Source organism: Kitasatospora sp. NPDC023385 (assembly GCF_055664045.1).
Genome location: NZ_JBVOOL010000013.1, coordinates 148,526 through 170,517, shown reverse-complemented (window position 1 = coordinate 170,517; position 21,992 = coordinate 148,526). Strand labels below are relative to the sequence as shown.

The window sequence follows — 21,992 nt, the reverse complement described above, 5'->3', positions numbered from 1 at the left end:
CATGCGACTCATCGGACGAACCGCCGCGGCCGCCCTGCTCGCCACCGGCTGCCTGGCAGCGACCGCCTGTGCCCCGGGCACCGCCACGCCGGCGGGCGGCAGGGCCGGCGACGCCCGGACCGGGACGCTGCGGGTCTGGCTGTACAACGAGGCGGGCAACACGGCCAAGGAGGCCGTGATCGCCAAGGCCGTGAGCGAGTTCCAGTCCTCCCACCAGGGCGTCACGGTCGACGTCACGTACATCGACACCGACGCCTCCGCCCGCGCGGCCAAGATGAAGGGCGCGTTCAACGACCCCAACAGCGCCCCCGACCTGGTCGAGTTCGGCAACACCGACCTGCCCGGCTACGTCGCCGCCGGCGGCCTCGCCGACATCGGCGCCGAGCTGGACACGTGGCAGTCCAAGGGCGACCTCGACCCGGCGATCGCCAGGACCGCGGTGCTGAACGGCAAGACCTACGGACTGCCGTGGTGGGTCGGCGTGCGCGCGCTGTACTACCGCACCGACCTGTTCACCGAGGCCGGGCTCACCCCGCCGACCTCGTACGCCGAACTGGTCGCCGCCAACCGGAAGATCCACGCCGCGCACCCGGACACCTTCGGCATCGCGGTCGGCGGCAAGTACACCTTCGCCGCGCTGCCGTTCGTCCGGGACGGCGGCGGAGACATCGCCGCCAAGGACGGTGCCGCGTTCAAGGCGGCCATCGACTCGCCCGCCTCACAGGCCGGGATCAAGCGCTACACCGACCTGTTCGGCCCGGACGGCTGCCCGGCACAGCAGTGCGCGGACCTCACCGGCGGCAAGACCGTCGACCTGTTCGCGGCCGGCAAGTCGGCGATGGCGATCCTGCTCAACTCCAACCGCGGCAAGGTGGACGCGGGCGCGGCCAAGGGCAGGTACGGCGTGGTGCCGCTGCCCGGCGAGAAGGCCGGCTCGATCGCCCCCGCCTTCGCGGGCGGCAACAACCTGGGCGTGCTGAAGGCGGCCGAACACCGCACGCTCGCCGTAGAGTTCGCCGAACTGCTGGCGAGCCCGGCGTACCAGGAGCGGATGTACGACGCGATGGGGAACCTGCCGACCCTCAAGTCCGTCAGCGCCGACGTCGGGGCGAAGGACGCCTTCCTGAAGCCGTTCACCGACACCATCGCGGCCGGCACCAGGTTCGTCCCACTCGACCAGGCGTGGGCGCAGATCGACGCCCAGGCGGTGATCCCGACGATGCTGCAGCAGGTCGTCACCGGCAAGACCGACGTGGCCAAGGCCTCCGGCGACGCCGCGGCGCAGATCAACTCGGCCTTCGCCGCGCACTGACGGCTGCGCACTGACGGTCGTGCATTGCCGGTCGTGCACTGACGGCCGTCGCACTCCCGACCCGCGACAGAGAGCAGGTCCCGCACGTGTCCGCATCCACGACGACCGCCCCGGCGGCGCCGCCCTCCCCCCCGGGGCGTCGTCGGGGCAGCGGGCCGGCCGCACCCCCGGGCGGCCGGCGCCGCCTGCCCCCGCTGCTGCTGCTCCTGCCGGCCGCGGTCATCCTGATCCCGCTGGTCGCCTACCCGATCTACCAGCTCGGACTGCTGTCCGTGCTGGACTTCGGGCAGGCCCAGGCGTCCGGCGGCGCCCCGACCTCCTTCGTCGGCTTCGGCAACTACGCGAAGATCCTGGCGGACGCCCAGTTCTGGACGGTGCTGCTGCAGACGATCGGCTTCGCCGCGTTCTGCGTGCTCGCCACCCTGGTCGTCGGCGCCTCCCTCGCGGTGCTGCTCACCAGGGTCGGCCGCCGGCCGCGGCTGGTGCTGACCACCGCGGCGATGGCCGCCTGGGCGGCGCCGGCGATGACCGGCTCGACGGTGTGGAGCTTCCTGTTCGACACCAACCTCGGCCTGGTCAACCACACCCTGGAGCGGCTGGGGCTCTCCGGTTTCCACGAGTTCAACTGGTTCTACGACAAGTGGACGGCGTTCCTGATCGTCGGTGCCGTCGTGGTGTGGCACTCCTTCCCGTTCGTGATGGTCACCCTGTACGCGGGCATCCGGGCCATCCCGGAGGAGGTCCTGGAGGCGGCCGCCCTGGACGGCGCCGGCACCTGGAACACCTTCCGCCGGATCACCGCCCCGATGCTGCGGCCGATCCTGACCATCGTGGTCATCCAGTCGGTGATCTGGGACTTCAAGGTGTTCACGCAGATCTACGTGATGACCGAGGGCGGCGGCATCGCCGGCCAGAACCTGGTGCTCAACGTGTACGCGTACCAGAAGGCGTTCGCCTCCTCGCAGTACGGGCTGGGCGCCGCGCTCAGCGTGATCATGCTGCTGGTCCTGGTGATCCCGACGGCCTTGTACATCCGCACCCTGCGACGGACGGGGAACGAGCTGTGAACTCCCTTCGGAACACCCGCGGCCGGTGGCGGCTCGCCGCCAACACCGGTGCGGTCGCGGTGGCCGTGGTCACCGCCTTCCCGATCTTCTGGATGGTGCTCTCGGCCTTCAAGCCCAAGGGCGAGGTGCAGTCCCTGGACCCGCAGCCGTGGACGGCCCACCCCACGGTGGAGAGCTTCCGCCGGGTGCTCAGCGTGGACGGCTTCGGGCGGTACTTCGTGAACAGCCTGGTGGTCGCGCTGTCGGTGGTGGTGCTCTCGGCGGTGGTGGTCTTCCTGGCGGCGGTGGCCGTGACCAGGTTCCGGTTCAGGTTCCGCACCACCGTCATGGTGATGTTCCTGATCGCCCAGATGATCCCGGTCGAGGCGCTGACGATCCCGCTGTTCTTCCTGTTCCGCGACGCCGGGCAGTTCGCCCCGGGCATCGGGCTGAACACCCTGGCCTCGCTGGTGTTGGTGCAGTTGGCGTTCTCGCTGCCGTTCGGGATCTGGATGATGCGCGGTTTCGTCGCCGCCGTGCCGGTCTCGATCGAGGAGGCCGCGCAGATCGACGGCGCGAGCCGCACCCGCATCCTGTGGCGGATCCTGCTGCCGCTGGTGGCGCCGGGCCTCGCCGCGACCAGCGTGTTCTCCTTCATCGCGGCGTGGAACGACTTCGTCTTCGCCAAGACCTTCATCATCAGCGCCACCCAGAACCAGACGCTGCCCTCAGCGCTGCTGGTGTTCTTCAAGCCGGACGAGAACGACTGGGGCGGCATCATGGCGGCGTCCACGCTGATGACCGTGCCGGTGCTGGTCTTCTTCATCGCGGTGCAGCGCAAGCTGGTGTCCGGACTGGCGGGCGCGGTGAAGGAGTGAGGGCCGGCACGGTCAAGGACCAACGGCACGGCCGGCCCGGGTGCCCCGGGTCGTCAGGAGACGAATCCGATGACACCGGATCCCGGGTACCGCCCCGCCGTGCGGAGCCATTCCACGACCTCCTCGACGGCCCGAGCCACCTCGCGCTCCGGCGACGGGGCGCGGCCCTCGCTCTCGGCCTGCTCGACCTGTCGCAGCGCCTGCCGGCACTGCTCGGGCGACCACTCCGCGCAGGAGGGCACGTACGTGTGCGGGAGGCCGTCGGGCAGACCGCCACCGTAGGAGAAGCCCGCGACCGAGACGGCGGTGACCCCGTAGGCCCGCAGGCCCTCGTCGACCACGTCCAGCCAGCTGCCCCGGAAGGGGCCGAAGGAGCGGTCGTCGAGGGGCAGTCCGAACGCCGAGCACAGGCGCCGGTACGCGTAGCCGTACTGGGCGGCGTAGTCCTCGTCCTCGCTGAAGGGGCCGCCGTGCACCACCGCGCGCAGCGCCTCCCGGGCGGTGGGGGCGCCGTCCTCGATCAGGTCGGCGAACTCCTCGTCGGAGTGGTCGAGGGAGTCGCCGAGCTGGGCGAGGGCTTCGTCGAGCATCCCGTCGTCCCCGCTGCCGACACGGGCACGCAGCTCTGCGGGATCGACCAGGTACACGGTCAGGAAGGAACTCATGGCAGCACCCTAACGGCCGTGACCGACAGTCAGCCGGGGGGCTTCAGGCGACGCCGTGCGGCCGGAACTGGATGCTGATCCGCGGGCCCACCGGGCGGGCGGTCTTGGGGATCGCGTGCTCCCAGGTGCGCTGGCAGGAGCCGCCCATCACCACCAGGTCGCCGTGGCCGAGCGGGCGGCGGACGACCGTGCCGCCGCCGAACCGCGGCCGCAGCGCCAGGGTGCGCGGCTCGCCGACGGAGAGGATCGCCACCATGGTGTCCTCACGGGCGCCGCGCCCGATCCGGTCGCCGTGCCAGGCCACGCTGTCCCGGCCGTCCCGGTAGTAGCAGAGGCCGAGGGTGCGGAAGGGCTCGCCCAGCTCGTCCGCGTAGTGCCGGCTCAGCGCCGTCCGGGCCTGTCCGAGCACCGGGTGCGGCGGCTCGGCGTCCGCCGGGTACGAGGCCAGCAGACGCGGGACGTCGACCGTCCGCTCGTACATCTCGCGGCGTTCGGCCCGCCAGGGCACGGTGGCGGCCAGCTGTTCGAACAGTTCGTCCGCGCCGTGCAGCCACCCCGGCAGCACGTCCAGCCAGGCGCCGTCGCCGAGCACCTGCCGCCGCAGGCCGTCGAGCGGGCCGAGGCGGATGCCGTCGCGGTCCGCGTCGTCGAACAGCGAGGGCTGGAGCGGGAGGATGCCGTGCATGAGGCCAGCGTACGCCTTCATTCGAACAGATGCTCGAACATTGTGCCCCGGGGTTGCCCTGGGAGCGCCCGTCGGTCGACGGCCCAGGTGGCGGGCGACGTCTGTTGATGCAAGGCGATATTCAGTTAATGCCTTCGATTTGTAGGCCATGCGCGGGATGTGGCAGCATAATCCCAGACATTCAAGCAGCCTGGTATCGGAAAGCGAAGGATCATGTCGGACGGCGCCCGCGTCATCGTCGGAGTCAGCGGCTCACTGCACAGCCTCACCGCCCTGCATCGGGCGGCGGAGGAGGCCAGGGCCCGGCAGGCCGTGCTGGTCCCGGTGCTCGCCTGGACGCCGGTCGGCGGCGAGACCGGCTACCGGGCGCGACCGTGCCCGCCGCTGCTCCGCGCCTGGCAGGACCTCGCCGACGCCCGGATGGCGAGCGCCCTGGAGCAGGCGTTCGGCGGCCTCCCGGTCGGGGTGCCGGTGCGGCCGCTGGTGGTGCGCGGCGAGGCCGGTGCGGTGCTGACCGGGCTCGCCGACCGCCCGGACGACCTGCTGGTGGTCAGCGCCGGGGAGCAGGGCGGTCGGTGCACCGGGCTGCGTCGGCTGATGCGCCGCTCGGTCACCCGGCACTGCCTCGACCGGGCGCGCTGCGGCGTGCTCGTCGTCCCGCAGTCCGCGCTGCACGAGGATCTGCGCGCACTGCACCGCGGCATCGACCTGCGGGAGCTGGTCTCCGCCTGACGAGACGTCAGGCGCGGTGGACGGTACGGCCGTTGACCACCGTCCGCGTCGGCAGGAGCGTGCGCAGCGCGTCCGCCGGGCAGGCCAGCGGGTCGAGCGGCCACATCGTGAGGTCGGCGAACGCCCCCGGCCGCAGGCTGCCGCGGACATCGCTCTCGCCGGTCAGCCGGGCGGCGTTCACGGTGTGCAGCGCGACCGCCTCGGCCCGCTCGATCGCGTGCTCCGGGCCGACCACCCCGGCGGTGGTGCCCCGGGTCGTCATGCCCCACACCGAGACCATCGCGCCGTACGGGCCGACCGGGAAGTCGGAGCCGCCGGTGAGCAGCGCGCCCTCGTCCAGCCAGGCGCGCAGCGGGAAGAGCGCGGCCGTGCGCTCCTCGCCCCAGGCGCGCTGCTGGGCGAGCGCGCCGTCGTGCAGCAGCGGGTGCTGGACGGTCACGGGGATGCCGAGCGCGATCGCCCGGGCCCGCTGGGCGGGGCGGGCCAGGCCGCCGTGCTCGACCACCAGGGTGCCGGGCGGCAGACCGGGGCGGCCCTTGAGCACCTGCTCGAAGACGTCCAGCAGGACGCGCAGGCCGCGGTCGCCCCAGGCGTGCACGCCGACCCGCCAGCCGCGCCCGACCACCCGGTCCACCGCCGCGAGCAGTTCGGCGGGCTCCCAGAGCAGCCGGCCGTGGTAGCACGGCTGCCCCTGGTACGGCTCCTCCAGCGCGCCGGCCTCGAAGCCGCCGTCGATGCCGAACTTGACGCCCCACAGGCGCAGTCGGTCGTCGTCCCGGCCGGCGGTGCGCCATGCGTCCATCCGGTCCAGCAGCGCGTCCACCTGCTCGGGCGTCCGGGCGGCGAAGCCGGAGACCAGCGCCCGGACCCGGACGGCGAGGGCGCCCTCGGCGCGGGCCGCGGCCAGGACGTCGAGGTCCTCGACCGGGACGAGGCAGTCCCGGACGGTGCCGATCCCGGTGGCGGCGTAGTCGGCGGAGGCGGCGCGCAGGCCGTCGATCCGCTCGGCGGGGGTGGGGCGTGGCAGGACCCGCTCGACCAGCTCGACCGCCCGGTTGATCAGCCGGCCGGTGAGCCGCCCGCGCTCGTCGCGCTCGATCACGCCGCCGGACGGCGCCTCGGTCGCCTCGGTGATCCCGGCGAGGCGCAGCGCGGCCGAGTTGAGGACCAGGTTGTACGCGCCGCGGCGCACCAGGACGGGGTGGTCGGTGGTGGCGCCGTCCAACTCCTCGGTGGTGGGCAGCCGTTGCTCGGCCAGCAGCACCTCCTGCCAGTTGACCGTGGTGTGGATCCACTGCCCGGCGGGCGTACGGGCGGCGCGCTCGCGGATCAGGGCGAGGAACCCGGCGAGGTCGCGGGCGCGGTGGACGGGCACGCCGTGGACGCTCTGCGCGGCCAGCACCAGGTGGGTGTGGGTGTCGTCGAAGGCGGGCAGCACGGTCGCGGCCGGGGCGTCCACGACCTCGGTGGCCGGTCCGACCAGGGCGTCCAGGCCGTCCGGGTCGGCGGACAGGGCGGTGATCCGGCCGCCGGTGACGGCGATCGCGCGCTGCGGCGGCTCGCCGGGGACGAGGGTGTGCACGGCGGCGGCCCGGATCAGCAGGTCGGCGGGGACGTGGTCGGTCATTGCGGCTCCTGGGGGTCGGACAGCCCGGTGACCTTCCCGACGTGGCGCAGGCTGGGCTCGGCGAGCAGCCCGTGCAACTCGGTGAAGACCGCGCGGGCCGGGACGGCGTTCCAGTCGGCGGGCAGCAGCTGCGCGGGCAGGCCCGGGTCCAGGTAGGGCAGGCGGCGCCACTGGGTGAGCATCGGCACGTAGGCGCGGAACGCCTCGGCCGGGTCGATCCGGGGCTGCCCGCGCAACTCCTCGGCGGCCGGCCGCCAGGCGTCGGTGAAGGCCGCGTACTGCGCCTCGATCGCCGGGAGGTCCCACCAACTCGCCACCGCCGTCCGCAGATCGGCGAAGCCGGCGTACTCGGCGGAGAGGAACAGGTGGACGTAGGCGCTCAGCCCCAGGCGCTCCAGCAGGCGGCGGGCGTCCGGCAGCAGCCGGGCGGGCGCGAGCCAGACGCCGGGGGCGGCGTTGCCGAAGCCGAGCCAGCTCAGCCGGGAGCGCAGCTGGTGGCGGTGGGCGCGCTCGGACTCGGGCACCGAGAAGACCGCCACCACCCAGCCGTCGGAGAGTTCGGCGGGTTCCAGGCTGTGGAAGATCCGGCGGTCGCCCTCCTCGAAGACCGGCTCCATCGCGGGGGCGAGCCGGTAGCCGGTGCCCCCACGGCGTTCCTGGAGCAGGGTGCCGGCCTTCTTCAGCCGGGACGTCGCCGAGCGGACGGCCGGTCCGTCGACGGCCAGTTCGGCCATCAGCGCGATCAGGTCCGCGATGGATATCCAGCCGCCGAGGCGGCGGACGAACTCGCCGTAGACGGTGTGGATCAGGGAACTCGGCCGGGGCGTGCTCTCCGACATGCGTGGGCGCTCCTCCCCGGCGAATGGTGGCCACCCGGTGACCGGTGGTGATCATAGCGGTGGTCCGGGAGGGTCAGGCCTCCGCGTAGGCGCCGGAGAGCAGGTGCCCAGCCCCGGGCGCGAAGGCGGGCAGGCCGAGGGCGCGGAGCAGCTGGTGGGCGGTGCAGACGGCGGCCGACACCACCGGCTTGCCCAGCTGCTGCTCGGCCTCCTCGACGGCGGACAGCGAGGGCATCTGCACGCACGCGGAGAGCACCACGGCGTCCGCGTCGGCGTGCGCGAGGCCGCGGGCGACGGCGGGCAGCCGGGCCGGGTCGTGGGCGGCCACGTCGAGGTTGTCGGCGATCTCCAGGGCGGCGTGGTCGAGCACGTCGATGCCCTCCTCGGCGAGGTAGTCGACCACCGTCCGGGCCAGGGGCCGCAGGTACGGGGTGACCATCACGACCTTCCTGGCCCCGAGCGCGTGCAGCCCGGCGACCAGGGCGCCGGCGCTGGTGACCACGGGGGCGGGTGCGCCGTTCTCGACGGTGCGCCGGTGCAGCCGCCGCTCGGCCTCGCGGTGGTAGCCGGGGCCGGTGGCCATCACCGCGACCAGGCAGGCGTAGCCGATCACGTCCACCCGGGCGTCCGAGAGCTCGGCGGCGCAGCGGTCGGACTCGCCGTCCATGGCCCGCAGTTGCTCGGGGGTGACCCTGGTCATCCGCATCCGGCTGGAGTGGAAGGTGAACCGTTCGGGGGCGACCGCCTCGCGGGCCCGCAGCAAGGCGGGCACCTCGGTCTCCATGGTGACGTTGGAGCTCGGGACGATCTGGCCGATCCGGTACGTCGGCATCAGCGGGCGCTCCTCTCAGCGGGCGTCGATCACGGGGTTGGCGAGCGTGCCGATCCGCTCGATGGTGGCCTCGACCAGGTCGCCGGGCTGCAGGAACTGCGGCGGCACCATCCCGGCGCCGACACCCGAGGGCGAGCCGGTGGCGATCACGTCGCCCGGCTCCAGGGTGACGCCGGAGGAGATGTCGGCGATCAGCCGGGCGACGCCGAACAGCATGTGGCGGGTGTTGGAGTCCTGCCGCAGCTCGCCGTTGACCTTCAGCGACAGGTCGAGCCGCTGCGGGTCGGGGATCTCGTCGGAGGTCACCACGACCGGGCCGAAGGGCGCGTAGCTGTCCTGGCCCTTGGAGAAGAACCACTGCCCGGCGCGGCGCTGGTCGCGGGCGCTGATGTCGTTGACGATGCTGTAGCCGAACACGTGCCGCAGGGCGTCCCGTTCGGCGACCTGGAAGGCGGGTGCACCGATCACCACGGCGAGTTCGCACTCCCAGTCGAGCTGCTTAGTGAGGTTCGCGTTGTGCCGGATCGGCCGGCCCGGGCCGGTGACGGCGGTGGACGGCTTGCAGAACAGCACCGGCCGGTCGGGCAGTTCGCGCTCGGTGTCCAGGGTGCGGTGCGACTCGGCCACGTGCTCCACGTAGTTGAGGCCGACACCGACGATCTTGCCGGGGCGCAGCGGCGCGCACAGCGAGACCTCGGCGAGCGGGCGGGTGACCGGTGCCCCGGCGAGCAGGTCGCGCGCGGTGGCCAGGGCCGACTCCCCGCCGCGGATCAGCCCGAGGAGGTCGGGCGGCAGTTCGGCCCCGGCGTCGGCCGCCAGGGCGGTGAGGTCGGCGACCCGGTCCCCGGCGAGCAGCGCGCCGAGGTGCGGGGTGTCGTCGCCGTCCGTGCAGTAGGTCAACAGGTGCATGGCAGTGGGCTCCTGGCTGGAGAGGGCGGTCAGGTGGCGGCGGGCTGGTGCCCGTCGTGGTCCGGGTAGGCCTCCTCGCGGTGGAGGCCGAGCGCGTGCATCACCGGGAAGTCGTTGAAGGAGAACAGGACGGCGTCCTCGCCCTGGTGGGGGTTCGCGTGCTCGTGCCAGGCCCAGGACGGGACGACGAAGATGTCTCCCTGCTGCCAGGTGAAGCGCTGCCCGGCGACCACCGAGACGCCTCGCCCCTTGGCCGCCGTGTAGACCACCGACCCGGTGTGCCGGTGGGCGCGGGTGGCCTGGCCGGGGCGCAGCAGTTGCAGGTGGGCGGCCATGGTCGGCATCACCGGGCCGCCGGTGACCGGGTTGGTGTACTCCATGACCACGCCGTCGTAGGGCGAGCCCTCGCCGGCGCGGGCGAGTCGGCACAGCGCGTGGTAGCTGGGCTCCCAGGGCCAGCCGAGCAGCGGCGAGTACGGCCGGGTCCACTTCTCGACGCCGTACGGCAGCAGGTTGCCGCCGTAGCTGAGCAGCGAGGAGTTCACCACCGGGCCGGGGCGCTGGTACAGCTCCGGGTGGACCTCGTAGAAGTTGGCGTCGAGGGTGTTGACCAGCGGGATGTCCAGGCCGTCCTGCCAGATCACCGGGGCGTCGTCGGCCTCGTTGCCGTGCTCGTGCCAGGTGTTGTTCGGCGTGATGGCGAAGTCGCGCGGGCCGACCTTGAGCTTCTGCCCGTCCACGACCGTCCACGCGCCGGTGCCCTCGTGGACGAAGCGCAGGGCGGAGGCCTGGTGGCGGTGCGCGGTCATCGCCTCGCCGGGGCCCATGATCTGCAGGCCGGTGTACAACAGGCCGACGGCGGCGCTCAGTTCGCGGCGGCCGGGGTTGACCAGCATCACCACCCGGCGGCCGGCGTCGTCGGCCTTCACCAGGGGCAGCGCCTTGCGCACCAGCGGGCGCAGGTCCGTGTAGCGCCAGAGCACCGGGACGGACCTGGGCTGCGGGTACCAGGGCTCGATCTCGTTCGCCACCGTCCACAGTGCCCCGGCCTGGTGCTTGGCCAACTCCTCGTAGTAGGCCAGCAGTTCGGGGCTGTCGGTGACCCTCGAGCGGCCGATCCGGCCGTCGTCGTGGTGGCTCTGACCGGTCATGACTCCTCCTCGGGGAACACCAGGGGCCGCAGCGGGCGGTCGTCCACGTGCAGCCGGAACACGTCGAAGCGGTTGTAGTGGCCGACGATGTCGTGCATCTGCTTGGGCTGGATGCAGCGGCCGAGGTCGATCTCGGCGTAGACGATGCCCTCCTCGTCCACCAGCGGCTCGGTGACGGCGCGGCCGTCCGGGCCGAAGATCCCGGACAGGGCGCTGCGCGGGCGGGTGAACTGCTTGCGGACCTGCTGGTCCTCGCCGGCGATCAGGTCCACGATCTCGGGCGAGATGGTGGAGCAGGAGACCACCGTGAACAGCTTGCCCTCGAAGCAGTGGGCGGCGGCGCGCAGCGCGATCGCCTCCGCCATGTCGTAGTCCTCGGGGGCCACCGGCAGCGCGATGTAGGCGGCGGCGTGGACGAGTTCGCCCTGGGCCAGCAGGGTGAAGCGGGCCAGGGTGTTGGTGTTCTCGCCGCAGGCGAGCGCGCCGAGCGGGCCGACGGGGGTGCGGTGCACCTTCAGGGTGCTGCCGTCGCCCTGGGTCCAGGTCAGCTTCTCGGCCCAGGTGGGCACCAACTTGCGGTGCGCGCTGAGCAGTTCGCCGTCCGCGTCGATGATCAGCAGGGTGTTGTACAGCACCCCGAGGCTGTGCCGGCCGCGCTCGTTGACGCCGATCACCAGCACCACGCCGGCCTGCCGGGCGGCGGCGCGCAGGGTGTCGACGTACGGGCCGGGCACGTCCACGGCGGCGCGGTACAGGCGCTCGTACCAGGGCGAGCCCTGCACCGGGTTCATGGTCCAGTTCCAGTACGGGTAGCCGGGGACGAACACCTCGGGGAAGACCACGAGTTCGGCGCCGTGGGCGGCCGCCTCCTGGATCAGCGCGACGGCCTTGTCGACGGTGGCGGCCGGATCCAGGTAAACGGGAGCGGCCTGCACGGCGGCGGCGGTGAATCGGGGCAGGTGGGGCATGGTCCTCGTCACTCCTCGGGCAGGGGCGGCAACCAGCGGCGGTGGACCGGCGCGGGCGGTTCGCGCAGCAGGTGCAGGCGCGGGGCGACCCGGTCGGCGCCCGGGCCGGGCGGTCGGCGGCTGCCCGCCCGCCAGGGCCCGGGCCAGCGGGCGCCAGGCCCGGTGTAGCCCTGCTCGGCGGCGGCGTGCAGCGTCCAGAGCGGGTCGTACAGCTGGGCCCGGCCGACCGCGACCAGGTCGGCCCGCCCGGCGAGCAGGACGGAGTTGGCGTCGTCGGGACCGGAGATCGCACCGACCGCGACGGTCGGCAGGCCGGTGGCGGTGCGGACCAGCTCGGCGAGGGGCGTCTGGTAGCCGCGTCCGTACGGCGGCCGCTGGTGTGCGACGACCTCGCCGGTGGAGACGTCCACCGCGTCGGCGCCGGCCTCGGCGAGAGCGCGGCAGATCGCCACGGCCTCGGCCTCGGTGGTGCCGCCGGGCGCCCAGTCGCTCGCCGAGATCCGCACCAGCAGCGGCCGCCCGGCCGGCCAGGCGGCGCGCACCGCCGTCAGCACCTCCAGCGGCAGCCGCAGCCGGTGGGCGAGCGGGCCGCCGTAGCGGTCGGTGCGGCGGTTGGTGAGCGGGGAGAGGAAGGAGGAGACCAGGTGTCCGTGGCCGAACTGCAGCTCCAGCACGTCGAATCCGGCCCGCGCGGCGCGCCCGGCGGCGGCCGCGAAGTCCGCCGTGACGGCGGCCAGGTCGGCCTCGGCGGCCTCGCGCGGCACCGGGCTGCCGGCGTCCCAGGGGGTCGCCGAGGCGGCGAGCAGCGGCCAGCCCTCGGCGAGCGGGCGGCCGATGCCGTCCGGTCCGGGGGCGGCGGTGGCGCCCCGGCGTCCGGCGTGGGTCAGCTGGATGCCGAGCGGGGTGTCGCTCACCGCCCGGACGGCCCGGACGAGTTCGCGCCAGGCCTGCTCCTGGTGGTCGGTCCACAGGCCCGGGCAGCGGTCGGTGGCCCGGCCCTCGGGGCTGACGGCGGTCATCCCGGCGAGGACCAGGCCCGCGCCGCCGAGCGCGTGCGCGGTCAGCTGGGCCCGGTCGAAGGTGCCGGGCAGCGCGTCGGGGGAGGTGAAGGTCGCGAGTGGCGGCACCACGATGCGGTTGCGCAGCTCCAGCGCGCCCAGTTTGAGCGGCCGGAACATCGGCGGCACGCCGGGCGAGCCGCCGACGACGGTGTCCACGGCGTCCACGAAGGCGGCGTCGCGGGCCCGCAGGTTGCCGTAGGTGACGCGGCGGCTGCGGGTGAGCAGGTTGAAGGCGAACTGGTCGACGCCCTGCCCGGTGCGCCGCCCGACCGTCTCGAACCACTCCAGGCTGGCCTGCGCGGCGCGCTGGGTGGACTCCACCACCGGGCGCCGCTCGGCCTCGTACGCGGCCAACGCCTCGTCCAGGGACGGCTGTTCGCCCAGCGCGGCGGCCAGTGCGAGGGCGTCCTCCAGCGCCAGCTTGGTGCCCGAGCCGATCGAGAAGTGCGCGGAGTGCGCGGCGTCACCGAGCAGCACCACGTTGCGGTGGCGCCAACAGGCGTTGCGCACCGTGGTGAACCGGATCCAGCGGGAGGCGTCGGGGATCAGCCGGTGGCCGTCCAGGTGGCCGGCGAGCAGGTCCGCGCAGCGCCGGACGCTCGCCACGTCGCTCTGCCCGCGCGCCAACTCCTGTGCGGCGAAGGCCTCGAAGCCGGCCCGGCGCCAGGCGTCCTCGCCGATCTCGACGATGAAGGTGGAGCGGGTGGCGCTGTACGGGTAGGCGTGCACCTGCAGCACGCCGAAGTCGAACTGCTCGACGATGAAGGTGAAGGCCTCGAAGACCTTGTCGGTGGCGAGCCAGATGTAGCGGCAGTGCCGCGCGTCCAGCTCGGTGCGGAAGGTGTCCGGGTACGCCGCCCGGGTGCCGGAGTGGATGCCGTCGGCGGCCACCACCAGGTCGTACTCGGCGGCGAGCCGTTCGACGGGCGGGGCGGGCGTGCGGTAGCGCACGTCCACCGCAAGCTCGGCGCAGCGCTGCCGCAGGATGGCGCGTAGCCGGTTGCGGTCCAGGGCGGCGAAGCCGTGGCCGCCGCTGGTGCGCACCCGGCCCGCGTACCGGACGTCGATGTCGCTCCAGCGGGCGAACTCGGCGCCGATCGCGGCGAAGACCCGCGGATCGGCCTGGGCGATGCCGTCCAGGGTCTCGTCGGAGAAGACCACGCCGAAGCCGAACTCGTCCTCCCGGCCGTCCCGTTCGAAGACGGTGACGTCCCGGTCGGGGGCCAGCCGCTTGGCCAGGGCGGCGAAGTAGAGACCGCCGGGGCCGGCGCCGATCACGGCGATCCGGCGCGCCCGGGTGCCGGGGCCCGTCATGCGACCACCTCCGGCTGCTGCGGCCCGGACTCGGTCAGCGTGCGGCGCACCTGCGCGGGCCACGGCTCGGCGCCCTCGGTGTGCGGCGCGGCGTTCACCACCGACATCCGCCCGCTCGCGGCCAGCCCGTGCGGGCCGTGCACCTCGAAGGCGTAGTGCAGCGACGAGCCGCCGACCCGGACCACCCGGAGCTCGGTGCGGACCACGTCCCCGAACCAGAGCCGCTCGCGGTAGTCCGCCTCGAAGTGCACCCGGGGGATCCGCCCGAACAGCTCCGCGAGCCCGAGCCGGCGCAGCAGTGCCGCCTCCGCCGCCTCGGCCCAGCGCTGCACGGCGGAGAAGTGGTAGTGCCCGGCCGCGTCGGTGTCCGACCACTCGACCCGGCGCTCGACGGTGACGCTGGCCGGGCTGAGCGAGGCCAGCCGCCGCAGCTCGGCGCGGTGCAGCTTGCCGGTCGCGGTGCGCGGCAGCCCGGCGACGAACTCGACCACCCGCGGGTACTTGTACGGCGCGATGGTGCGCTTGACGTGGTCCTGGAGCAGGCGCGCCGTGTCCGGCCCGGCGGGCACGCCCGCGCGCAGCACCACGTACGCCTTGACCACGCTGCCGCGCCGCTCGTCCGGCGCGCCGACCACCGCGCAGTCGGCGACGTCCGGGTGGGCCGCGAGCGCCTGCTCCACCTCGGGCCCGGCGATGTTGTAGCCGGCCGAGACGATCATGTCGTCGTTGCGGGCCTGGAACCAGAAGTAGCCGTCCCGGTCGCGGACGTAGGTGTCGCCGGTGAGGTTCCAGCCGTCCCGGACGTAGCCGAGCTGGCGCTCGTCGTCCAGGTAGCGGCAGCCGGTCGGGCCCTTGACCGCGAGCAGCCCGGGCTCGCCGTCCGGCACCGGGCGGCCCTGGCCGTCCAGTATCGCGGCGCGGTAGCCGGGGACTGGCCTGCCGGTGGAGCCGGGGCGGACGTCCCCGTCGGCGGCCGAGATGAACACGTGCAGCAGCTCGGTCGCACCGATGCCGTCGATCAGCCGCTGCCCGGTGGCCGCGTGGAAGGCCCGCCAGACGGCGGCCGGCAGCGGCTCACCCGCCGAGACGCAGCGCCGCACCCCGGCCAGCCGGTCGGCAAACCCGGCGGCCAGGACCGCCCGGTAGGCGGTCGGCGCGGTGAACAGCACGCTCACCCGGTGCTCCCGGACCTGCTCGGCCAGCTGCTCGGGCGTGGCCTGCTCCAGGAGCAGGCTGGCGGCGCCGGCTCGCAGCGGGAAGACCAGCAGGCCGCCGAGGCCGAAGGTGAAGCCGAGCGGCGGGGTGCCGGCGAAGAGGTCGTCGGGGGTGGGGCGGAGCAGGTGGCGGGAGAAGGTGTCGGCGTTGGCGAGGACGTCGCGGTGGAAGTGCAGGGTGGCCTTGGGGCGGCCGGTGGTGCCGGAGGTGAAGGCGATCAGGGCGACGTCGTCGGCGGCGGTCGGGACTGCGGTGAAGCCGGGCGGTTTGGCGGCGCAGCGCACGGTGACGTCCTCGGGGCCGTGGCCGCCGTAGGCGAGGACGCGCAGACCGGGGGTCCGTGCCTGCTGCAATTCGTCCAGGAACCGGTGGTCGCAGAGGGCCAGGACGGGCTGCGCGACGCCGGTCAGCGCCGTCAGCTCGGTGGCGCGCAGGAGCGGCATGGTGGTGACGGCCACCCCGCCGGCCTTCAGGACGGCGAGCCAACAGGCGGCCAGCCAGGGGGTGTTGGGGCCACGCAGCAGCACCCGGTTGCCGGTGGCGAGGCCGAGGTCCTCGGTCAGCAGGCGGGCGATCCGGTCGGTGTGGTCGCGCAGTTCGCCGTACGACCACTGCTCGGTGGGGGTGAGCAGGCAGCGGCGGTCGGGGCCGAGGCGGGCGATGGTGTCGTCGAGCAGGGCGGCCGCGCAGTTCAGGCGGTCGGGATAGGCCAACTCCGGTAGGTCGAAGAGGAGTTCGGGCCACTGCTCAAAGGGCGGGAGGTGGTCTCGACAGAACGTGTCCACGTGCGCTGAGGGGGATAGCTCCATGGGCGGGCACCTCATCGTGCAGGCGGGGAGTCAGGCCAGTATGGCGCTTCGATGACGCCAGTCAAGAGAGCGATACATGCATTCGGGCGACGACCCGCCGCCACCGCGGTGCGGGGCCTGGGCACCGGCGGTGCGGGGCCTGGGCGCACGGGGGCACCGCCATGGACCCGACCGTCATCGCCGTGCTGGTGTCCTCCGCCCCCTCGAACCGTCGGCTCGACCGGCTCGCCGAGCGCGAGTCGGAGGTGTTCGGCCTGATGGCGGAGGAGCTGTCCAGCCAGGCCATCGCGCAGCGGCTGTTCCTCAGCGACAGCGCGATCAGCGAGTACGCCACCTCGATGTTCGGCAAGTTGGGGCTCACCGACGACGAGAACGGCAACCGGCGGGTGCTCGCGGTCCTCGCCTACCTCGACAAGCCCTGACCGTCAGGAGGTCCCGGTGCGCGCGGCGGCGTCGGGGGTACGGCCGTCCTGGGCCTGCTGGGCGCGGTCGGCGACCAGCCGGGCGAACGCGGTGAGCGCCGGTGCGGCGACGGCGGCGCCGGGCCCCGCGTCGCGCACCAGGAGCAGCACGCCGCCGACCCGGACCAGCGCCACCGCCGCCGACGAACCGCTCGTCCGGACGGCGCTCTGGTCGCCGATCCGGGGGAGGGGCACCGCCCCTGAATCCTCGCCGGCGGTGCGGTCGAGCGTGCTGTCGAAGGCCCGGGCGGCCGCCTCGGGCGAGGCGAAGGTGACCACGGTGAACTCCACGGTCTGGAGGCCGGACTCGCCGAACCACACCGTGGCGTAGGCGAGTTGCTGACCACAGGCGTCCGGCAGCAGGCACGGCACCACGCCGTCCGAACCCGGCCCGGACTCCGGCCCGCTCTGCACCTGCCACCCGCCCGGCATCGCCCGCGCGTCGGGCAGCACGCCCTGCACCAGCGCGGGGTCGCGCAGCGGCAGCGCGGCGTGCGCCAGGCCGGGCCCGCCCGGCTTCATCAGCGGACGCGAGCCGAGGTGGATGCCGACGGCCACCAGCGCGGCGATCAGGACCAGGGCGAGCGCCACCACGATCCCGACGCTGCCCCGGCGGGCCGCGAAGGCCTGGGCCCGGGCGTTCACCGGGCCCAACCGCAGCTGGACGGTCGTCGGGCCGGCCGGCGGCGGTTCGGCCCCGGTCCGCAGCTGGACGGTGCTCGGCCCGCTCCGCAGGTGCACGGTCGGCGGATCGGCGGGCCGCCCCAGCCCCGTGGTGGCCAGGTACTGCGCGAACGCCGAGTCGGCGGCCAGCAGTTGAGCGACGGCCGCGGTCAACTGCCCTCGCGCCCATACGTCCTTCGGGCCGGCTTCAGCCTCCGCCAGCGCTCGCGCCCCCTCCGGCACCATCCGCAACCGTGCCCGCACCACGTCCGCCACCGCCTGGTGCGGCCCGCCCACCAGCAGCGCTTCCACGACGTCGGGCACCATCCCCCGGCCGTCCCCCATGGCAAGTCCCCCTACCGCACGAGTCGTTGCCTCCACCATCCCCGATCGGCGGCCACTTCGTACCCCCTCCGACACGGACCGGGAACGCAACCGCAACCACTTCCGGACGAACCCGGCACCGGTGGGGCAGGCGGGGCGACACCCGACGGGACCGGCAGGACCGGCGGCCGGCGAGTCGGACGAGGTCGGACGAGAGAACGTTCGTCCGCGTGCCCCCCTCGGGTCAGCGCACCGGCATCGACATGTAGACCGCGCGCCGCCCGTAGGACGCGGGGACCGCAACCTCCCGGTGCGTGCGGTAGCCGAGCAGCCGCAGGAGGATATCCGCCCCGCGCACCGCGACCATCGAGATCCGCTCGAAGCCCAGCTCCTCCGCCCGCTCCCGGAAGTGCCGCATGAACCCCAGCGCGACGTCCCGGCCGCGCAGTTCCTCGGCGATCACCAGGTCGTGCACGTGCAGGTTGTCCGACTCGTACGCCGTGTCCTCCTGCCGGGCGAGGTCCGGGCAGCTCAGTGGCGGGTACGGCAGGCTCAACAGGTAGCCGCGGACCGTGCCGCCCTGCTCCAGCACGAAGCAGGTCTCCGGTGAGCTGCGGGCGCGGGACTTCAGCGCCTCCCGTCCCTCCGACAGGCCGTCGGCGGCGTAGGCGTCGTGTTCCAGCGCGACCACGGCGTCCCAGTCGCCGTCGGCCAGCCGCCGGATCCGGAGGTCCTCGCTCACCGGGCCGGCACCTCGGCTCCGGCGTCCGTACCCGCCGCGCGAGCGTGCGTTCCCTCCGCGCCGGCGGCCAGCCCCTCCGCGCGGGCGGCGGCGACCAGCGCCGACCAGGCTTCCATCAGTACCGCCCACCGCTCGGCGTCCTCCTGCGCCTCGTCCAGGAGCTGCTGTCGCCGCCCGGCCACGACGTCCGCGAGCTCGGCGTACTTGCCGCCCAGCTTGCGGTAGGAGCGGTCCAGGACGTCCAGGCAGTGCTCGTTCCCGGAGCGGTCCCAGTCGGTGCTGCCCCGTACCAGGTCGAGGATCGGCTCGACCCGCAGCCCGTGCCGGTCGTCCAGCAGCCCGCCGCCGAGGTCGATCATCCCGCCGTAGACCGGGTACAGGTACAGCATCGAGAGCAGGAACTTGACGAACCGCAGCTGGTAGGCGAGGAAGCCGGGGCCGGTACGGCGCTCGGGCGTGTAGTAGTTGACGATGTGGCGGTTGTGGGTGACGCCGGGCAGCCGGGAGTGGACCATGGCGTGCAGCAGGGCGTAGTCGCTGCCGATGGTCTCGATCGACGGCAGCAGCGGCAGCACCTCGTAGGCCCGGTGGTCCAGGGCGATGTTGCACATGTAGACGTCCCAGATGTCGGGCACGCCGAGGACGGAGTCGTCGGCGGTGAACGGCTCGGAGCCGGCGCCCTTGAAGGAGACGTCGACCATCGCGTCCTTCTCCTCCTCCGACCACACCGGCGGGGCCCACAGGCGCACCACGTCACGGTAGACGGCCGGGTCCAGCTCGCGGATCTCGCTGATGTCCACGCAGAGTTCGCCGATGAAGGAGCCGCTGACCAGCATCACCGGCTTGTCCGCGTCGGCCGGGTCGAGCTCGGAGCGGGTCACGCCGGCCACCGCCTCGCCGGCCGGCCGGCCGATCGAGAGCAGCTCGTGGTGGATCGGGAAGACCTTCCGGCCGTCGATGACCTGGAAGTCGGCGTCGTCGTTGCGCAGGTGCGCCGAGGTGCAGCCCAGGGCGGCCGCGCCCAGGAAGAGCCGGTTGACGCAGGAACCGTACGCGACGGCCTTCGGGAGCATCAGGTCTAGCAGCAGTTCGGGGTCGGCGGCGCCGGAGTGCTCGGCCACCCGGCGCAGGAACTGCCGCTGCTGCGCCTCGCCGAGGTGGTGGACGGCCACGCCGGGGGTGGGCTCCAGCGCGGACACGGCGCCGGCGTTCTGCGCGAATTCGGCGGCGTCGGTGGTGTCGACGATGAGGAGGTGCACCTCGACCCCGAAGTTCGCGACGGCGTAGGCCGCCTCCTCGGCGAGTTCCGTGATGGTGTCGGGGCAGGGGCGCATGGTGGGCAGGGCGAGGCAGACTCTTTGCATGGCGCGGGTCTCTCCGTCGGATCGTCAGATGCGTTGCGAAGATGGCTAGTTGGGCGCGCAGGTGCGCCCAGGCGCGGGCCTGGGGCGGTCCGCCGGACCACCGTGGACTAGACCACATGTGAAGTCAACGATTGACAGCGAGGCCCTGACGGGGTGGAATGCGCCCCTCCGCGCGGTCGGCCGGACCGGCGCGGGTGCCGGTTCGCACGCGAGGACGAAATGCCCCTCGCAGAGTCGAACGGCCGGACGAGTAAGGGCGGTTCACCGCCGCTCTCCACGGTTCCCCGCGACTCATCGCGCCCTCGGGGTCAATCCGGGACGCGAACCTGCCGATACCGGAAGTGATGCCCTCACGCCGTTCGGAGGAGATCGCAATGCCCGACCTGTGGCTTCCCGGCGCCGAGGTCCACGACCTCGGCGACCACGCGCCGACCGACCAGCAGTACCCGCCGAAGGCCATCGCACACATCACCTGGGACCGCAACGCCACCGCCGCCGCACCCCAGGACTGGTGCTCCTACGACGACCTGGTGAACTACTTCACCGGAGGCGGCGCCGGCGACGCGCCGCACCTGATCTGGGATCCGTTCAGCGGCCGCACCGCCCAGCTGTTCCCGGCCGACTCCCGCTCGAAGAGCCTGCTCAGCCCGACCCAGAGCCCCACCCGCACCAACCGGGCCGGGCGGGTGGTGATCCAGATCGAGGCGGTGTTCTTCCCCTACTGCCGCTACCAGGGCCGGGTCTACCCCCGCTTGGTCGACACCCCGTGCGCGGGCTGGGGCCGGATCCACGCCTGGATCTCCTCCTGGGGCGTGCCGGACGTGTGGCCGATGGGCCGGCCGACCGACTTCTCCAGCCACCGCGACGAACAGACGTGGGAGACCCGCGGCGGCTGGTACGCGCACGCCCACGTACCGTTCAACGACCACACCGACCCCGGCTCCTGGCCCGACTTCACGGCCGGCCCGGGCACCGGGGACTCCCCGCCCTCGCAGCAGCAACCGGCACCCCCGGCGGACCAGCCGCCGGCCCGCTACCAGGTCAGCATCAACGGCCTGCCGTACGGCTACGGCGCCCACGGCTACCAGGTAACGACGGTCGGGCGGGCACTCGTCTCGCGCGGCTTCGGCTCCCACTACCGCTCCGGCCCCGGCCCCGACTGGACGGACGCGGACACCGAGAACTACGCGGACTACCAGGCGAGTCTCGGCTACTCCGGCCAGGCGGCGGACGGCGTCCCCGGCGAGGGCTCGCTGAACCGGCTGCTCGGCTACCTGCCCGCCCAGCGGACGGTGTCCGTCGCCCACCTGGTGGCGGCCGCCCGGACCGACCCCGGAGCCGAGCAGGGGCACCGGACGTACGGGGCCGAGGCGGCGATCGTGGAGCAGGCACTGGTGGACGAGGGGCTGCTCGACCAGCGCTGGGTGGACGGCTCGTTCGGCAGCCGGACGGTCGCCGCGTACGCGGCCTGGCAGCGGCGCTGCGGCTACGAAGGGGGCGCGGCGGACGGAATCCCCGGGCAGGACTCGCTGCACCGGCTGGGCGCGGCGCGGGGCTTCGCGGTGACCGACTGAGCCCGGGGCCGTTCGCGGTGGCCGACTGAGCTCGGGGCAGTCCTGACGTCCTCCTGGGGGAGGCGTCTCCTACTCGTCTGGGGGAGGTCACGTACTCGCCCGGGAGTAGTCAGGGTTACTTCCGCTGCCAGATGCCGGATGAGTCGCGGGCGGGAGAGTCTAGGGCCGTTCTCATGGCCCTGACTCGAAGGAGGTACCCGTGCGTTCGTCCCCGCGAGCCGTCGTGACACCCAGGGCTGCCGGCGGCGGCAAGCGGCGATCGGCGGATCGTCGCTTGCCGCCGAGGGCGCGCAAGGCCCTCGTCGTGCTGCACGTCGTCGCCTCGGTGAGCTGGCTGGCGCTGATGCTCTGCCTGCTCATCCTGGCGGTGACGGCACTGACGACCGGGGACGCCGACCGGCTGCGCACCGCCTACCAGGCGATGGGCATGCTCGGCGACGCGCTGGTGGTGCCGCTGAGCCTGTTCTCCTTCGTGAGCGGGGTGGTGCTCGGGCTCGGCACGTCCTGGGGCCTGTTCCGGTACTACTGGGTGAGTACCAAGTTCTGGCTGACGCTCGGGGCGATGGCGGCCTCGATCTTCGCCCTCACCGCCCGGCTGCACGACGCGGTGCGCGTCGTGGACGCGCATCCGACGGGGCCGGTCACGGCGGCCGAGCTCGGCTTCGTCCGCTACAACGCGGTCATCGTCCCGGCGATCGCGTTCTCGCTCTACCTGTTCGCCGTCGTCCTGTCGGTGTACAAGCCCTGGGGCCGCCGCCCGGCGGCGGGCGCGCGCCCGGGCCGAATACCGGGGGCCGGCTCTTGAGCCGCATGCCGCCCGG

The 21,992-nt window shown here is 73.5% G+C and carries 19 protein-coding genes and 2 pseudogenes; 7 read left to right on the top strand and 14 right to left on the bottom strand.

Annotation, left to right across the window (positions count from 1 at the left end):
• The first annotated feature begins 1 nt into the window (after position 1).
• The 3 genes from AC0B61_RS21635 (at position 2) to AC0B61_RS21625 (ending at position 3,236) form a co-directional block, all read left to right on the top strand.
• Positions 2 to 1,312 carry an extracellular solute-binding protein gene (locus AC0B61_RS21635; RefSeq protein ID WP_471742339.1) on the top strand — a complete coding sequence of 437 codons (1,311 nt, stop codon included), beginning with the start codon at positions 2 to 4 and terminating at the stop codon, positions 1,310 to 1,312.
• An 86-nt stretch (positions 1,313 to 1,398) separates the two neighbouring features.
• Entirely contained in the window at positions 1,399 to 2,379 is a 981-nt protein-coding gene (locus tag AC0B61_RS21630; RefSeq protein WP_471742338.1) for a carbohydrate ABC transporter permease, read from the top strand.
• On the top strand, positions 2,376 to 3,236 hold the full coding sequence (locus AC0B61_RS21625; RefSeq protein ID WP_471742337.1) for a carbohydrate ABC transporter permease: 861 nt from the start codon (positions 2,376 to 2,378) through the stop codon (positions 3,234 to 3,236). Before AC0B61_RS21630 ends, AC0B61_RS21625 begins: the two co-directional genes overlap by 4 nt.
• A 53-nt stretch (positions 3,237 to 3,289) precedes the next feature.
• Here the strand turns inward: AC0B61_RS21625 and AC0B61_RS21620 are convergent, their stop codons facing one another.
• Together AC0B61_RS21620 and AC0B61_RS21615 are read right to left on the bottom strand one after the other, a co-directional pair.
• Positions 3,290 to 3,901: a DUF7691 family protein gene (locus AC0B61_RS21620; protein ID WP_471742336.1), complete on the bottom strand. Its 612-nt coding sequence runs from the start codon at positions 3,899 to 3,901 to the stop codon at positions 3,290 to 3,292.
• 43 nt (positions 3,902 to 3,944) lie between these two features.
• Positions 3,945 to 4,586 (bottom strand): alpha-ketoglutarate-dependent dioxygenase AlkB, encoded by a 642-nt coding sequence (locus AC0B61_RS21615; protein WP_471742335.1) that lies wholly within the window; start codon positions 4,584 to 4,586, stop codon positions 3,945 to 3,947.
• Between the two features lie 213 nt (positions 4,587 to 4,799).
• On the opposite strand from AC0B61_RS21615, the gene AC0B61_RS21610 reads away from it, so the two are divergent.
• Positions 4,800 to 5,318 carry a universal stress protein gene (locus AC0B61_RS21610; protein WP_471742334.1) on the top strand — a complete coding sequence of 173 codons (519 nt, stop codon included), beginning with the start codon at positions 4,800 to 4,802 and terminating at the stop codon, positions 5,316 to 5,318.
• 7 nt (positions 5,319 to 5,325) lie between these two features.
• On the opposite strand, the gene AC0B61_RS21605 is transcribed toward AC0B61_RS21610, so the two are convergent.
• The 9 genes and pseudogenes from AC0B61_RS21605 to AC0B61_RS21565 all read right to left on the bottom strand — a co-directional run.
• Positions 5,326 to 6,945, bottom strand: a complete 1,620-nt coding sequence (locus AC0B61_RS21605; RefSeq protein ID WP_471742333.1) for an amidohydrolase — start codon at positions 6,943 to 6,945, stop codon at positions 5,326 to 5,328.
• The gene (locus tag AC0B61_RS21600; RefSeq protein ID WP_471742332.1) at positions 6,942 to 7,784 is read right to left on the bottom strand and encodes a PaaX family transcriptional regulator; all 843 of its coding nucleotides are present in this window, start codon (positions 7,782 to 7,784) and stop codon (positions 6,942 to 6,944) included. The genes AC0B61_RS21605 and AC0B61_RS21600 overlap by 4 nt, the downstream gene beginning before the upstream one ends.
• Positions 7,785 to 7,857: 73 nt before the next feature.
• Positions 7,858 to 8,616, bottom strand: coding sequence for a maleate cis-trans isomerase family protein (locus AC0B61_RS21595; protein ID WP_471742331.1), 759 nt, complete (start codon positions 8,614 to 8,616; stop codon positions 7,858 to 7,860).
• A gap of 15 nt (positions 8,617 to 8,631) precedes the next feature.
• The gene (locus tag AC0B61_RS21590; protein ID WP_471742330.1) at positions 8,632 to 9,525 is read right to left on the bottom strand and encodes a fumarylacetoacetate hydrolase family protein; all 894 of its coding nucleotides are present in this window, start codon (positions 9,523 to 9,525) and stop codon (positions 8,632 to 8,634) included.
• 29 nt (positions 9,526 to 9,554) lie between these two features.
• Complete coding sequence (locus AC0B61_RS21585; RefSeq protein WP_471742329.1) at positions 9,555 to 10,676, bottom strand: cupin domain-containing protein; 1,122 nt, start codon at positions 10,674 to 10,676, stop codon at positions 9,555 to 9,557.
• Positions 10,673 to 11,644, bottom strand: a complete 972-nt coding sequence (locus AC0B61_RS21580) for a carbon-nitrogen hydrolase family protein (protein WP_471742328.1) — start codon at positions 11,642 to 11,644, stop codon at positions 10,673 to 10,675. The genes AC0B61_RS21585 and AC0B61_RS21580 overlap by 4 nt, the downstream gene beginning before the upstream one ends.
• Before the next feature lie 8 nt (positions 11,645 to 11,652).
• Positions 11,653 to 14,019 carry an oxidoreductase gene (locus AC0B61_RS21575; RefSeq protein WP_471742327.1) on the bottom strand — a complete coding sequence of 789 codons (2,367 nt, stop codon included), beginning with the start codon at positions 14,017 to 14,019 and terminating at the stop codon, positions 11,653 to 11,655.
• Positions 14,016 to 14,360, bottom strand: a pseudogene (locus tag AC0B61_RS21570) (acyl-CoA thioesterase); the annotation flags it as partial. The pseudogene AC0B61_RS21570 and the gene AC0B61_RS21575, both read right to left, overlap by 4 nt.
• A gap of 78 nt (positions 14,361 to 14,438) precedes the next feature.
• Positions 14,439 to 16,043, bottom strand: a pseudogene (locus AC0B61_RS21565) (AMP-binding protein); the annotation flags it as partial.
• Between the two features lie 161 nt (positions 16,044 to 16,204).
• On the opposite strand from AC0B61_RS21565, the gene AC0B61_RS21560 reads away from it, so the two are divergent.
• Complete coding sequence (locus AC0B61_RS21560) at positions 16,205 to 16,465, top strand: helix-turn-helix domain-containing protein (RefSeq protein ID WP_471742326.1); 261 nt, start codon at positions 16,205 to 16,207, stop codon at positions 16,463 to 16,465.
• Between the two features lie 3 nt (positions 16,466 to 16,468).
• On the opposite strand, the gene AC0B61_RS21555 is transcribed toward AC0B61_RS21560, so the two are convergent.
• From AC0B61_RS21555 to AC0B61_RS21545, 3 genes are all read right to left on the bottom strand, one after another.
• Positions 16,469 to 17,494: a hypothetical protein gene (locus AC0B61_RS21555; RefSeq protein WP_471742325.1), complete on the bottom strand. Its 1,026-nt coding sequence runs from the start codon at positions 17,492 to 17,494 to the stop codon at positions 16,469 to 16,471.
• 241 nt (positions 17,495 to 17,735) lie between these two features.
• On the bottom strand, positions 17,736 to 18,233 hold the full coding sequence (locus tag AC0B61_RS21550; RefSeq protein WP_471742324.1) for a GNAT family N-acetyltransferase: 498 nt from the start codon (positions 18,231 to 18,233) through the stop codon (positions 17,736 to 17,738).
• The gene (locus tag AC0B61_RS21545) at positions 18,230 to 19,597 is read right to left on the bottom strand and encodes a DUF6271 family protein (protein ID WP_471742323.1); all 1,368 of its coding nucleotides are present in this window, start codon (positions 19,595 to 19,597) and stop codon (positions 18,230 to 18,232) included. Before AC0B61_RS21545 ends, AC0B61_RS21550 begins: the two co-directional genes overlap by 4 nt.
• A gap of 374 nt (positions 19,598 to 19,971) precedes the next feature.
• Between AC0B61_RS21545 and AC0B61_RS21540 the strand changes: the two genes are divergently transcribed.
• Both AC0B61_RS21540 and AC0B61_RS21535 read left to right on the top strand, forming a co-directional pair.
• Positions 19,972 to 21,171, top strand: a complete 1,200-nt coding sequence (locus AC0B61_RS21540) for a peptidoglycan-binding protein (RefSeq protein ID WP_471742322.1) — start codon at positions 19,972 to 19,974, stop codon at positions 21,169 to 21,171.
• Positions 21,172 to 21,445: 274 nt separating this feature from the next.
• A complete protein-coding gene (locus AC0B61_RS21535; RefSeq protein WP_471742321.1) occupies positions 21,446 to 21,976 on the top strand; it encodes a DUF2269 domain-containing protein in 531 nt (176 codons plus the stop codon).
• Positions 21,977 to 21,992: the final 16 nt, after the last annotated feature.

What these genes read in the sequence shown, in the direction of transcription:
- AC0B61_RS21555 (WP_471742325.1), bottom strand. Translation starts at nt 17,494, where the DNA reads ATGGTGCCCGACGTCGTGGAAGCGCTGCTGGTGGGCGGGCCGCACCAG.
- AC0B61_RS21605 (WP_471742333.1), bottom strand. Translation starts at nt 6,945, where the DNA reads ATGACCGACCACGTCCCCGCCGACCTGCTGATCCGGGCCGCCGCCGTG.
- AC0B61_RS21545 (WP_471742323.1), bottom strand. Translation starts at nt 19,597, where the DNA reads ATGCAAAGAGTCTGCCTCGCCCTGCCCACCATGCGCCCCTGCCCCGAC.
- AC0B61_RS21635 (WP_471742339.1), top strand. Translation starts at nt 2, where the DNA reads ATGCGACTCATCGGACGAACCGCCGCGGCCGCCCTGCTCGCCACCGGC.
- AC0B61_RS21615 (WP_471742335.1), bottom strand. Translation starts at nt 4,586, where the DNA reads ATGCACGGCATCCTCCCGCTCCAGCCCTCGCTGTTCGACGACGCGGAC.
- AC0B61_RS21580 (WP_471742328.1), bottom strand. Translation starts at nt 11,644, where the DNA reads ATGCCCCACCTGCCCCGATTCACCGCCGCCGCCGTGCAGGCCGCTCCC.
- AC0B61_RS21610 (WP_471742334.1), top strand. Translation starts at nt 4,800, where the DNA reads ATGTCGGACGGCGCCCGCGTCATCGTCGGAGTCAGCGGCTCACTGCAC.
- AC0B61_RS21600 (WP_471742332.1), bottom strand. Translation starts at nt 7,784, where the DNA reads ATGTCGGAGAGCACGCCCCGGCCGAGTTCCCTGATCCACACCGTCTAC.
- AC0B61_RS21620 (WP_471742336.1), bottom strand. Translation starts at nt 3,901, where the DNA reads ATGAGTTCCTTCCTGACCGTGTACCTGGTCGATCCCGCAGAGCTGCGT.
- AC0B61_RS21560 (WP_471742326.1), top strand. Translation starts at nt 16,205, where the DNA reads ATGGACCCGACCGTCATCGCCGTGCTGGTGTCCTCCGCCCCCTCGAAC.
- AC0B61_RS21540 (WP_471742322.1), top strand. Translation starts at nt 19,972, where the DNA reads ATGCCCGACCTGTGGCTTCCCGGCGCCGAGGTCCACGACCTCGGCGAC.
- AC0B61_RS21595 (WP_471742331.1), bottom strand. Translation starts at nt 8,616, where the DNA reads ATGCCGACGTACCGGATCGGCCAGATCGTCCCGAGCTCCAACGTCACC.
- AC0B61_RS21585 (WP_471742329.1), bottom strand. Translation starts at nt 10,676, where the DNA reads ATGACCGGTCAGAGCCACCACGACGACGGCCGGATCGGCCGCTCGAGG.
- AC0B61_RS21590 (WP_471742330.1), bottom strand. Translation starts at nt 9,525, where the DNA reads ATGCACCTGTTGACCTACTGCACGGACGGCGACGACACCCCGCACCTC.
- AC0B61_RS21575 (WP_471742327.1), bottom strand. Translation starts at nt 14,019, where the DNA reads ATGACGGGCCCCGGCACCCGGGCGCGCCGGATCGCCGTGATCGGCGCC.